Genomic DNA, 12053 nt, shown 5'->3' with positions numbered 1-12053 from the left:
TGCCCCGGTCCCGGTCCCGGTCTCGGCCCCGGTCTCGGCCCCGGTCCCGGCCCCGGCCGCGGCCCCTGGCCTCCGGCCCCGGTCCCGGTCCCGGCCCCGGCCCCGCCCCCGGCCCCGGCGCGCAGCCGAGCACCCGGCGGGGGCCCCGGATTTCGTTCGGGCCGGCGCAGCGACCCGGCAGGATGGGGGCATGCGTATCGCGGTCACCGGCTCGACCGGCCTCATCGGCAGCGCCCTCGTGCGATCCCTCCGGGCGGACGGGCACGAGGTGGTGCGCTTCGTGCGCCGCCCGCCCGCCGCGGGCGACGAGGCGCGGTGGGATCCCGCGCGCGGGTACGTCGACCCCGCCGGGCTGGCCGGCTGCGCGGCCGTCGTGCACCTGGCCGGCGCCGGAGTGGGGGAGCACCGCTGGACCGCCGCGTACAAGAAGGAGATCCGGGACAGCCGGGTGCTCGGGACCGCCGCCCTCGCGCAGGCCCTCGCCGGGCTCGACGAGCCGCCCGCCGTGTTCGTCAGCGGTTCGGCGGTCGGCTACTACGGGGACACCGGCGACCGCGCCGTCGACGAGGACGCCCCCGCCGGCCACGGCTTCCTGCCCTCCGTCTGCGTGGAGTGGGAGGCGGCCGCGGAACCGGCCCGCGCGGCCGGGATCCGTACCGCGTACGCCCGTACCGGCCTGGTCGTCGCCCGCGAGGGCGGGGCCTGGGGGAAGCTGTTCCCCGTCTTCCGGGCCGGCATCGGCGGCCGGCTCGGCAACGGGCGCCAGTACTGGTCGTACATCTCCCTCGACGACGAGATCGCGGCCCTGCGCCACATCATCGACACCCCGGCCGTCTCCGGGCCGGTCAACCTCACCGCCCCCGAGCCGCTGACCAACCGCCAGGTCACCGAGGCCATGGCCCGCGTGCTGCGCCGGCCGGCACTGCTGCCCGTACCGGCCGTGGCCCTGCGCATCGTGCTCGGGGAGTTCGCCGAGGACGTGCTCGGCAGCCAGCGCGCCCGGCCCGCCCGGCTGCTGGAGTCCGGCTTCGTCTTCCGCCACCCCGGCATCGCGGACGCCCTCCGCGCCGCCCTGTGAGCAGGGTCTCCCTGTGCCGTGCGACCAGTGTGCGACCGTTCGTGACCCGGATGCGACCACCGTGCGACCGGAGTTGACCACATTCCCGCAATACCCCGGTCAACTCGGGTTCCCCTGGAGCCGGTTGGGGGAAGGAGGTCGAGACACAGCCGCGCCGACCTCGGGGAGGGGCACGTGCTCAGCAGCTCACACCATTCCGCACACCACGCGGACGTCGTCATCGTAGGAGCCGGAGTCTCAGGACTCGCGGCCGCGCACCACCTGATCGCAGCGGGCGTCACGGTCATCGTCCTGGAGGCCGCGGACGGCCCCGGCGGCCGGATGGCCACCGTGTCGGCCGACGGGTTCCGGCTGGACCGGATCGGCCAGTTGCTCAACACCGCCTACCCGGAACTCGAACGCACCCCGGGCCTGGCGGGCCTGACCCTGCGCAGCTTCGCGCCCGGGGTCCTGGTCCACACCGACGGCAGGCAGCTGCGGGCCGGCGCCCTCACTCCGGCCCGCGCCCTGGCCAGCGGCTCGCTCGACCAGGCACGGCTCAGCGCCGCCCTCGGCCGGCTCGCCGCCCTGCCCGAGGAACGCCTGCTGGCCCGGCCCGAACGCACCGCCCTCGCCGCGCTGCGCTCCCGCGCCCTGCCACCGCGCACCGCGGCCGGCGTGCTCCGGCCGCTGCTCTCCACCCTGCTCCGCGACCCGGAACTCACCACCTCCAGCCGGGTCGCCGACCTGGCCCTGCGCACCTTCGCCCGCGGCCGCCTCGCCGTGCCCGAGGGGGGAGCCGCGGCCCTGCCCGACCGGCTCGCCGCCGGTCTGCCGCCCGGCACCGTCCGCACCGGGGTCCGGGTCCGGTCGGTGGCCACCAACGTGGTCACCACCGAGGACCACGGCGACTTCAGCTGCCGCTCCGTCCTGCTGGCCACCGGGGCCCGCGCCGCCGCCGCGCTCCTGCCCGGCCTGCGCGTCCCCGCCTTCCACGAGGTCACCGTCCTGCACCACGCCACCGCCGCACCCCTGCCCTGGGACGGCTCGCTGCTCCTGGACGGCGACCCCAAGTGGCCCGTCTCGCACACCACCGTGATGAGCGCCGTCGACCCGACGCGCGCCCCGGCCGGCCGCAGTCTGGTCACCACCACCGTGCTCGGCCCGCCGCCCCCGGCGCGCACGGTCGCCTCCCGCCTCGCGCGGCTCTACGACACGACCACCCGCGACTGGGAAACCCTCGCCGTCCACCACACCCCGGAGGCCGTCCCCGCCATGCCCCCGCCCTACGACGTACGGCGCCCGGTGCGCGTCCTCGCCGGGCTGTACGTGTGCGGGGACCACCGCGACACCAACACCGTCCAAGGGGCCCTGCACTCCGCCCGCCGGGCCACCCACGCCGTCCTCCGCGACTTCGGCATCCCGCTCCCGACCGCTCCGGAGCGCGCCATTCCGGTGGCCGCCTGAGAGCCCTCGACGACCGCCGGCGGGGCTGGACCGCCCGCAGGGCAGTTCCAGCCCCGCCGGCGCAGCCGGGCTCCGCAGCCGGCCCGCGGCATCACGACAGCGCGGCGACCCGGTCCCGGTACGTCCGCACCGCAGACGCGTCCCGGTACGGCTCCAGCCGCCGCTCGAAGTCCCGTACGTACTCCACCGCCCGCACCGACCGCATCTCCATCGCCTGCTGCGCCGCCTCCGCCCCCAGCGCGCACGCCTGGTCCAGCTCGCCCAGCCCCAGCCGCGCCGTGGCCAGCACCACCCGGCAGAACAGCCGCGACCGCGCGTACGCCGGTGCCCGCAACTGGAGCGACCGCTCGGCGTGCTGGGCCGATGCCCGGTACTGCTGGAGGTCCCGGTGGCAGTGCCCGAACTCGTCCGCCAGCTGCGCCTCGTCGAAGTACCGCGCCCAGTGCGGCACGTCGTCCCCCGGCCGGGCCGCGCCCAGCGCCCGCTCGGCCCGCACCAGCGAGGCCGTCGACGCCCGCACCTCGCCGAGGACCGCGTGCCCGCGCGCCTCCGCCGAGTGCAGCAGCGCCTGCACCACCGGCGGGGGACCCGACCCGACGCCCTGCTGGGCGACGCGGGCCAGCTGCACCGCCTCCCGGCCGTGGCCCAGGTAGACCGCCTGCCGGCTCATGGTGACCAGCACGTACGAGCCGTACGGCCGGTCCCCGGCGGCCTGGGCGAGCCGCAGCGCCTGCACGAAGTACCGCTGGGCCAGGCCGTGCGCGGCGATGTCGTACGAGGTCCAGCCCGCGAGCCTGGTCAGATCGGCGGCGGCCGCGAACAGCCGCCGCCCGGTCGTCTCCCCGTAGGTGCCCCGCAGCATCGGCTCCGCCTCGTGCTCCAGGTACCGCACCAGGGCCTGCCGGGCGTGCCCGCCGCCGTAGGCGTGGTCCAGCGCGCGGAACAGCTCGCTCACCGAGCGCAGGGCCGCGATGTCCCCGCCCGTGACCCGCTGCCCGGGCCCCCGGTCGATCTGCCGCTGCCGGGGCACCGAGCTCCGGCCCTGCATCGGGACCCGGGCCGCCGCCCCCGGGTCCGCGCCCCGCCCCACCCGCTCGTCGGCCCTCCCGATGAGCCAGTCCCGGCTGGGCACGACCAGGCCGGCCGGGGTGAAGGCGATCTTCCGCAGCTCGGCGTGGGAACCGGAGTCCTTGCGCCACAGGCCGCTGGCGATGTCCACGGCCTCCTCCGGGGTGGCCGCGAACTCCAGGCCCGCGTAGACGGGCGCGCAGGCGTCCAGCCCGAGGTCCTGTGCGGAGAGCCGCCGTCCGAGCCGCCGGGTGAAGACCTCGGCGATCAGCGCGGGGGTGGTCCCGCGCGGCTGCTGCCCGCGCAGCCACCGCGTCACGGAGGTTTTGTCGTACCGCAGATCGAGACCGTGTTCCAGGCCCAGCTGATCGACGCGGCGGGCGAGCCCGGCGTTGGAGAACCCGGCTTCCGCGATCAGCGCCGCGAGCTGCCGGTTGGGGACGCGCTGGGCAGGTCGTTCCGTCATCGGCTCCACGGTCTCCTGACGTGACGGACCGGAGTTTCGGCCCTGTGAACGGCGTGAATGTAGCGGCGAACCCCGTCCATGCCGCCCTCTCTGCCCCACATTCATCCGATCGTGTGCAGAATCGGTAGGGCGCTTTACGGACCGCCCCCCTCCGCCCGCGTACGCTGCGGCCATGACCCGCCGGCCCCATCGGGCGCACCTTCCCGAGGAGCGACCCGAATCCACTGCTCCGCTTCCTCCGCCCGAGCTGACCGAGGCGGAGTGCCGGCGGTGCGGCACCTACATCGCGGGGCTCGACGGCCGGTACGCGTGCGGGGTCTGCGGATGGGTCAACGACCACTCGGAGGGGCACCGGCGGCTGCCGCGGGCGGACGAGGACCCGGACCGGCCGCCGAAGGGCCGGCGCCGGCCGAAGCAGCTGCCGTGGCCCCCGCCGGAGCCTTCGGAGGGGCCGCCGTACCCTTGCTGAGTGCGATACGTGCACACAGCAGGTTCAACGAGGAGGCGCTGCGGTGGCTGAGCTTGGGTTTGTCCATCTGGGCTTCGGACCGGAATCCGTCGAGTACACCCGGGCCTGGGAAGAGCAGCGCCGGGTGCACGCCGCCCGCTTCGCGGACGAGATCGAGGACACCTGCCTGCTGCTGGAGCACCTGCCGGTGTACACGGCCGGCCGGCGCACCGACCCCAGCGAGCGCCCGCTCGACGGCACCCCCGTCGTGGACGTGGACCGCGGCGGCAAGATCACCTGGCACGGCCCGGGCCAGCTGGTCGGCTACCCGATCATGAAGCTGCCCCGCCCCGTGGATGTCGTCGCCCACGTGCGCCGCCTGGAGGAGGCGCTGATCCGCACCGCCGCCGAGTTCGGCCTGGAGACCACCCGCGTCGAGGGCCGCAGCGGCGTCTGGGTCCTCGGCGACCCCGTCGAGGAGCGGCCCAAGGTCGGTGGCCTCGCCCTCGACTTCGACCCGCGGATCGGCGACGAGGAGTTCGACCCGCGCCTGAACGGCCCCGAGTACGCCCCGTCCAACGCCGGCCAGCGCCGCGAGGACCGCAAGCTCGCCGCCATCGGCATCCGTGTCGCCAAGGGCGTGACGATGCACGGTTTCGCGATCAACGTGAACCCGGACAACACCTGGTTCGACCGGATCGTGCCCTGTGGCATCCGCGACGCCGGTGTGACCTCGCTCTCGTACGAACTGGGCCGCGAGATCACCATCGCCGAGGTGCTGCCGGTCGTCGAGCGGCACCTGAAGGACGTACTGGAGCAGGCGGAGCTGAAGCCGCGCGAGATAGAGCCCGCGGCGGGCTAGCCGCGAGTCCGGCCGCGCCCCGGCCCGGAAGCGGCCGGGGGCCGGCGCCGGGAATGGGTCCGGCCCCTCGCAGGTTGGCCGACGTAAGAGCGTACGAAATTACGGGCGTACCCTGGTGGGCGCCCGAACAATCGAAGTCACAGGGAGCCGGTCGTGTCCGCAGTCGCACCCGACGGACGCAAGATGCTGCGCCTGGAGGTCCGGAACAGCCAGACCCCCATCGAGCGCAAGCCCGAGTGGATCAAGACCCGGGCGAAGATGGGTCCCGAGTACACCAAGATGCAGGCCCTGGTGAAGGGCGAAGGACTGCACACGGTGTGCCAGGAAGCCGGTTGTCCGAACATCTACGAATGCTGGGAGGACCGCGAGGCCACCTTCCTCATCGGTGGCGACCAGTGCACCCGGCGCTGTGACTTCTGCCAGATCGACACGGGCAAGCCCGAGGCCCTGGACCGGGACGAGCCGCGCCGTGTCGGCGAGTCCGTGGTCACCATGGACCTGAACTACGCCACGATCACCGGCGTCGCACGCGACGACCTGGCGGACGGCGGCGCCTGGCTGTACGCCGAGACCGTGCGCCAGATCCACCAGCAGACGGCCGGCCGCGAGGCCGGGCACACCAAGGTCGAGCTGCTGGCCCCCGACTTCAACGCGGTCCCGGAGCTGCTGGAGGAGGTCTTCGCCTCCCGCCCCGAGGTCTTCGCGCACAACGTCGAGACGGTGCCGCGGATCTTCAAGCGGATCCGCCCCGGCTTCCGCTACGAGCGCTCGCTCGAGGTGATCACCAAGGCGCGCGCCTACGGCCTGGTCACGAAGTCGAACCTGATCCTCGGCATGGGCGAGGAGCGCGAGGAGGTCTCGCAGGCCCTGAAGGACCTGCACGAGGCCGGTTGCGAGCTCATCACCATCACCCAGTACCTGCGGCCCTCGCCGCGGCACCACCCCGTGGAGCGCTGGGTGAAGCCGGCCGAGTTCGTGGAGCTGGCGAAGGAGGCCGAGGAGATCGGCTTCTCCGGTGTGATGTCCGGCCCGCTGGTCCGTTCCTCGTACCGGGCGGGGCGTCTGTACACCCAGGCGATGGAGAAGCGCGCAAGCGTCGTGTGAACTCGCGCACAAAACATTACCAAGCAGTAACCCCGCATTGGCGCGGCCCGTAGGCTCTTTCGCAGGAAAGAGATCCGACGGGCCGCGTCAATGTTTCGAAAACGTTTGACCGGCTGGTCATGCGCTGGTAACACCAATCAGTGACGATGGGTCCACGCACCGCACACACCGCACACACACCGCACACACACCGCACGCGCACCCACCACACCGCACGTACACGTGAGCACCGTGAAGGGGATCGACATCATGCAGGCCGCGCCCGTACGGGCCATCGCCATCCCGACCCTCTCCGACGCCTTCCGGGGCATCGAGTCGCTGCTCATGAGCGGCGCCCGGCGCAACGCCTGGACGGCGGTGCTGGAGGACCGCCGCAGGGCCAAGGACCGGGTCGAAACCGAACACGTACTTGAGGCCGCGGCGACCCGGACCCCGCAGGCCACGTAAACTTCGCTCTATGGCGAGGAAGTCAAACGCAGAGACTGCTGCGAACCCCGGGCGACTGAAGCAGATCGCCCTGACCTACAAGATGACGCGCAAGGCCGACCCGAAGGTCGGTCTGATCGTCGCGGGCGTGGGAATCGTCACCTTCGGTGTCTTTCTTGCGATCGGCTTCCTGATCGACCACCCGGTCTACCTGGGCATCCTGGGCTTCCTGGTGGCGTTCCTCGCGATGGCGATCGTCTTCGGGCGGCGGGCCGAGCGGGCTGCCTTCGGGCAGATGGAGGGGCAGCCGGGAGCGGCCGCGGCCGTACTGGACAACGTGGGCCGGGGCTGGACGACCACCCCCGCCGTCGCGATGACCCGACAGCAGGACATCGTCCACCGGGCCGTCGGCAAGGCCGGCGTCGTCCTGATCGCGGAGGGCAACCCGAACCGGGTGAAGCCGCTGCTCGCGAACGAGAAGAAGAAGCTGGCCCGGATCATGCCGGACGTGCCGGTGCACGACTTCATCGTGGGCACGGGCGAGGGCGAGGTGCCGCTCAAGAAGGTGCGCACCACCCTGCTCAAGCTGCCGCGCGTCCTGGTCGGCGCCCAGATCACCCAGGTCAACGACAAGCTGCGGGCCATGGGCGACCTGATGTCCAACATGCCGCTGCCGAAGGGTCCGATGCCCAAGGGCATGCGGGCGCCGCGCGGCGGAAAAATGCGCTGACCCGTTGAGCTGATTTTCGTATACGAAACGGGGGTGCCCCCGAGCCGGACGGCTCGGGGGCACCCCCGTTTTTCGCACCCGCTGCTAGATGCGGACCTGGACGGCGCGTGCCAGCCTGTCGTGCAGGCCGCGGCCGTCCCGGTCCCAGATCAGCGCCGGGACCACCAGGGCCAGCAGCACCGTGCGCAGCAGCACCCGGGCGATGCCCAGGCGGCCGCCGTCCTCCGCGATCACCCTGAGTCCGAAGATCCGCTTACCGGGAGTGAAGCCCACGGTGCCGACCGTCAGGAGGCTCAGGGCCAGGAAGAGCCCGAGCGTCCAGTTCCCGGCCGCGGCGAGGTCGCCGCCCGTGATCAGCCCGTACGCAATCACCTGGCAGCCGACCCAGTCCACGAGGACGGCCCCGAGGCGGCGGCCGAACCGTGCCACCGAGCCCGGCCCCTGCTGCGGCAGGCCGAGCCGCTGCCCGGGATAGCCGAAGTCGACGCCCATCTCCTCCGCGGCCGCGCGAGGGCCGGAGAGCCACGATCCGATTGCTTGCCTGTTGTCCACCCGACCACGGTACCGGTGCGGCCTCGCGGTCCCCGGCCCGGACCCTGGTTAACTTGTGCGAAACAAATGGGTCATGCTTGAGAAATCCCGTCTGCTTATGGTCGGGTCAGCGTGCGGCACCGCACTGACGCACCACGAGCTATAAAGCCCGTCCCTCCCCCGGGACCGGGAGTAGGAGGAGTTGGATGTTCCAGAACGCCGACGAAGTGAAGCAGTACATCGAGGAGAACGACGTCAAGTTCGTCGACGTCCGCTTCTGCGACCTGCCTGGTGTGATGCAGCACTTCACCATCCCGGCGCGGGCGTTCGACCCGGCGGAGGAGCTCGCCTTCGACGGCTCCTCGATCCGCGGCTTCCAGGCCATCCACGAGTCCGACATGGCTCTGCGCGCCGACATCACGACCGCGCGCCTGGACCCGTTCCGCCGTGACAAGACGCTGAACATCAACTTCTTCATCCACGACCCGATCACGGGTGAGGCCTACAGCCGCGACCCGCGCAACATCGCGAAGAAGGCCGAGGCGTACCTCGCCTCCACCGGCATCGCCGACACCGCGTTCTTCGGTCCCGAGGCCGAGTTCTACGTGTTCGACAGCGTGCGCTTCGCGACCTCCGCGAACGAGGGCTTCTACCACATCGACTCCGAGGCCGGCGCCTGGAACACCGGTTCCGAGGAGAACAACCGCGGCTACAAGGTCCGCTACAAGGGCGGCTACTTCCCGGTCGCCCCGGTCGACCACTTCGCCGACCTGCGCGCCGAGATCTCCCTCGAGCTGGACGCCCAGGGCCTCCAGGTCGAGCGCCAGCACCACGAGGTCGGCACCGGCGGCCAGGCCGAGATCAACTACAAGTTCAACACGCTGCTGGCCGCGGCCGACGACCTGATGCTCTTCAAGTACATCGTGAAGAACGTCGCGTGGAAGAACGGCAAGACCGCGACCTTCATGCCGAAGCCGATCTTCGGTGACAACGGTTCGGGCATGCACGTGCACCAGTCGCTGTGGGCGAACGGCGACCCGCTGTTCTACGACGAGGCCGGCTACGCGGGCCTCTCGGACACCGCCCGCTACTACATCGGCGGCATCCTCAAGCACGCCCCGTCGCTGCTGGCCTTCACCAACCCCACGGTGAACTCCTACCACCGCCTGGTGCCGGGCTTCGAGGCGCCGGTCAACATGGTGTACTCGCAGCGCAACCGCTCCGCCGCCATGCGCATCCCGATCACGGGCTCGAACCCGAAGGCCAAGCGCGTCGAGTTCCGCGCGCCGGACCCGTCCTCGAACCCGTACCTCGCCTTCTCGGCGCTGCTCCTCGCGGGCCTCGACGGCATCAAGAACAAGATCGAGCCGATGGAGCCGATCGACAAGGACCTCTACGAGCTCTCGCCCGACGAGCACGCGAGCGTCCCGCAGGTCCCGACCAGCCTCGAGGACGTCCTCAAGGCCCTCGAGGCCGACCACGAGTACCTCCTGGCCGGCGGTGTCTTCACCCCCGACCTGATCGAGACGTGGATCGACTACAAGCGCACGCACGAGATCGCCCCGATCGCGCAGCGCCCGCACCCGCACGAGTTCGAGCTGTACTTCGACATCTAAAGACAGCCACGAAGGTCGGCTCCACCCGTCACGGGTGGAGCCGACCTTCGTTTTTGCCGGACGCGCGTCCGGCGTGTGTTCCGCTGGTGCGTCATCGCAGGTCAAGGGGTGGTGTGGGCCCCTGCTTTGACAGCGGACCGAGGGCGGGCGAGGGTGGAATGAGAGCCGAAAGGCCCCCTATCGACCTATGTGCGGAGGTGCATGGAGATGCGCCGAAGGATCGTTGCTGCAGTTGTCGCAGGTGCTGCCGGGGCCGCCCTCGGTCTGCTGCCGGCCACGAGCGCCTCGGCCGGCGACGGCACCTGGCGGTGCTCGGAGCGCTGGAGCGACTGGCGCTGGAACGAGTGCTGCAACCGCGACTGGCGGGACCGCCCGAGCTGGTGCTGGGACGACGGGGTCGGCGGAAACGGCGGAAACGGGCGTCACGACTGGGGGAACTGGAACTGGCACGACGCGAACTGGCGTGACTGGAACGACTCCGGCCGCGGGGGCAACGGTGACTGGGGTGACTGGGGTGACGGCCGCGGCGGCAACGGCGACTGGAACGGCCACTGGAACGACGGCGGCGGCCGCGGCGGCGACGGCGGCAACGGCGACTGGGGCAACGGTGACTGGGGCGGCGGTCGCGGCGGCGACGGCGGCAACGGTGACTGGGGCGGCGGAGGCGGCGGCGACGGCGGCTGGGGTGGCGGCCGCTGAGCGGTAACCAGCCCCGGGGCCACCGGCCCGACCCGATGCCCTTGTTCCGCTGAGCTCAGCGGAACAAGGGCATCGCGCCGGTGAGGTGGCGCAGCGAGCGGACCGCGAGTTCCGTCGGGGAGCCGGGGCCCGAGAGCGGGGCGTCCGTGGCCGACCACAGTTCCAGGGAGATCCGGATCGCGTCCGTGGCCGCCGCGGCGAGCAGGCGGACGTCCAGGGGGTCGGCGTCCGGGCCGGCCAGTCGGGCGATCACCGGGACCAGGCGCTCCTCGGAGTCCTGGTTCACCCGGTACCAGACCGCCCGCAGGGCCTCGTCCGTCGCCGCCGCGCGCAGCAGGCCGCGGGTCACTTCCAGGCCTTCCTCGACCGCCTGCGGTTCACTGAGCGTCCGCGTGACGGCACGTTCCAGGGCTTCGGCGAGCGGGGTGCCCGGGTCCTCTTCGGCGAGCAGGGCCCGCCAGGCGTCGCCGCCGACCGCGAGCAGCGGGGCCACTGCCTCCTGCTTGTTGCGGAAGTAGCGGTAGAACGTCCGCAGCGCCACGCCCGCGCGGTGGGCGATGTCCTCGGCGGTGGTGCCGTCGGGGCCGTGCTCGGCGAAGAGTGCGCAGGCCGCGCGGGCGATGTCGAGCTGGGTGACGGCCTTGCGGCGCTCGGTCAGCGACGGGGCTCCGGGGCCGGCCTGGGGAGAGTACGGGCGAGGGGATCTCACGCAGGGAAGCGTACCTCTCGGAACAACCACGGATAGCACCATTTGTCACTCTGGCAAAACGTGTCAGCGCTTCGGTACGCTCGGCACATGAACCGTTACGAAGGACGTCGCGTCCTCATCACCGGCGGCGGCTCCGGCATCGGCCAGGCCACCGTCCACCGGATCCTCGCCGAGGGCGGCCGGGTCCACACGGTCGACGTCAGCGAGACCGGCCTCAAGGCCACCGCCGACCGGGCCGCGGCCGACGGCCGCCAGGACCGCCTCACCACCGCCCTGCTGGACATATCCGACGAGAACGCGGTCAAGGAGGGCGTGGCCGCCGCGGCCGCTGCCCTCGGCGGGATCGACGTGCTCGTCAACGCCGCCGGCATCCTGCGCTCCGGGCACACCCACCAGACCACGCTCGACCTGTGGAACCAGGTCATCGGGGTCAACCTGACCGGCACCTTCCTGATGATCCGCGAGTCGCTGCCGGCGCTGCTGGCGGGCGACCGGCCCGTGGTGGTGAACTTCAGCTCCACCTCGGCGTCCTTCGCCCACCCCTACATGTCCGCCTACGCGGCCAGCAAGGGCGGCATCCAGTCCATGACCCACGCGCTGGCGGCCGAATACAGCAAGCAGGGCCTGCGCTTCGTGGCCGTCGCGCCGGGCTCCATCGAGAGCGGCATGACCACCGGCAACGGCCCCGGCCTGCCCGAGGACACCGACTGGTCCCTCTTCGCCAAGCTCGCCCCGGCCATCGGCCAGGGCTTCGCCGGCCCGCAGACCGTGGCCGGCGTCGTCGCGATGCTGGGCTCCGAGGACGGTGCGTTCATCACCGGCACGGAGATCCGTATCGACGGCGGCACGCACTACTGAGACCGAGCGAGC

General features: G+C 72.1%; 12 protein-coding genes. 9 read left to right on the top strand and 3 right to left on the bottom strand.

Going from position 1 to position 12053, the window contains the following annotated elements; genetic code table 11:
* Positions 1–190: 190 nt before the first annotated feature.
* On the top strand, positions 191–1078 hold the full coding sequence (locus tag ACZ6I1_RS14495) for a TIGR01777 family oxidoreductase (protein ID WP_469286958.1): 888 nt from the start codon (positions 191–193) through the stop codon (positions 1076–1078).
* A 174-nt stretch (positions 1079–1252) separates the two neighbouring features.
* The gene (locus ACZ6I1_RS14490) at positions 1253–2524 is read left to right on the top strand and encodes an NAD(P)/FAD-dependent oxidoreductase (RefSeq protein WP_469286956.1); all 1272 of its coding nucleotides are present in this window, start codon (positions 1253–1255) and stop codon (positions 2522–2524) included.
* Between the two features lie 91 nt (positions 2525–2615).
* On the opposite strand, the gene ACZ6I1_RS14485 is transcribed toward ACZ6I1_RS14490, so the two are convergent.
* Positions 2616–4058: a regulator gene (locus tag ACZ6I1_RS14485; RefSeq protein ID WP_469286955.1), complete on the bottom strand. Its 1443-nt coding sequence runs from the start codon at positions 4056–4058 to the stop codon at positions 2616–2618.
* Between the two features lie 512 nt (positions 4059–4570).
* Here ACZ6I1_RS14485 and lipB point away from each other — a divergent pair.
* The 4 genes from lipB (at position 4571) to ACZ6I1_RS14465 (ending at position 7628) form a co-directional block, all read left to right on the top strand.
* A complete protein-coding gene (gene lipB, locus ACZ6I1_RS14480) occupies positions 4571–5368 on the top strand; it encodes a lipoyl(octanoyl) transferase LipB (RefSeq protein ID WP_469286954.1) in 798 nt (265 codons plus the stop codon).
* Positions 5369–5521: 153 nt separating this feature from the next.
* Complete coding sequence (gene lipA, locus ACZ6I1_RS14475) at positions 5522–6472, top strand: lipoyl synthase (RefSeq protein ID WP_469286953.1); 951 nt, start codon at positions 5522–5524, stop codon at positions 6470–6472.
* 249 nt (positions 6473–6721) lie between these two features.
* Complete coding sequence (locus ACZ6I1_RS14470; RefSeq protein ID WP_069923792.1) at positions 6722–6919, top strand: SCO2195 family GlnR-regulated protein; 198 nt, start codon at positions 6722–6724, stop codon at positions 6917–6919.
* 10 nt (positions 6920–6929) lie between these two features.
* Positions 6930–7628, top strand: a complete 699-nt coding sequence (locus ACZ6I1_RS14465) for a DUF4191 domain-containing protein (protein ID WP_469286951.1) — start codon at positions 6930–6932, stop codon at positions 7626–7628.
* An 84-nt stretch (positions 7629–7712) separates the two neighbouring features.
* Here the strand turns inward: ACZ6I1_RS14465 and ACZ6I1_RS14460 are convergent, their stop codons facing one another.
* The gene (locus ACZ6I1_RS14460) at positions 7713–8180 is read right to left on the bottom strand and encodes an RDD family protein (RefSeq protein ID WP_469286950.1); all 468 of its coding nucleotides are present in this window, start codon (positions 8178–8180) and stop codon (positions 7713–7715) included.
* 185 nt (positions 8181–8365) lie between these two features.
* Here ACZ6I1_RS14460 and glnA point away from each other — a divergent pair, with 185 nt between their 5' ends.
* A complete protein-coding gene (gene glnA, locus ACZ6I1_RS14455) occupies positions 8366–9775 on the top strand; it encodes a type I glutamate--ammonia ligase (RefSeq protein WP_469286948.1) in 1410 nt (469 codons plus the stop codon).
* Between the two features lie 207 nt (positions 9776–9982).
* Positions 9983–10474, top strand: coding sequence for a hypothetical protein (locus ACZ6I1_RS14450; protein ID WP_469286946.1), 492 nt, complete (start codon positions 9983–9985; stop codon positions 10472–10474).
* 55 nt (positions 10475–10529) lie between these two features.
* Here ACZ6I1_RS14450 and ACZ6I1_RS14445 read toward each other — a convergent pair whose 3' ends face one another.
* A complete protein-coding gene (locus ACZ6I1_RS14445; RefSeq protein WP_469286945.1) occupies positions 10530–11183 on the bottom strand; it encodes a TetR/AcrR family transcriptional regulator in 654 nt (217 codons plus the stop codon).
* Positions 11184–11270: 87 nt separating this feature from the next.
* Between ACZ6I1_RS14445 and ACZ6I1_RS14440 the strand changes: the two genes are divergently transcribed.
* On the top strand, positions 11271–12041 hold the full coding sequence (locus ACZ6I1_RS14440) for an SDR family NAD(P)-dependent oxidoreductase (RefSeq protein ID WP_469286944.1): 771 nt from the start codon (positions 11271–11273) through the stop codon (positions 12039–12041).
* Positions 12042–12053: the final 12 nt, after the last annotated feature.

The organism is Streptomyces sp. NPDC046303 (assembly GCF_055588085.1).
Note: the sequence above shows the minus strand (reverse complement) of the source record. Positions and strands in the feature narration are given on the sequence as shown.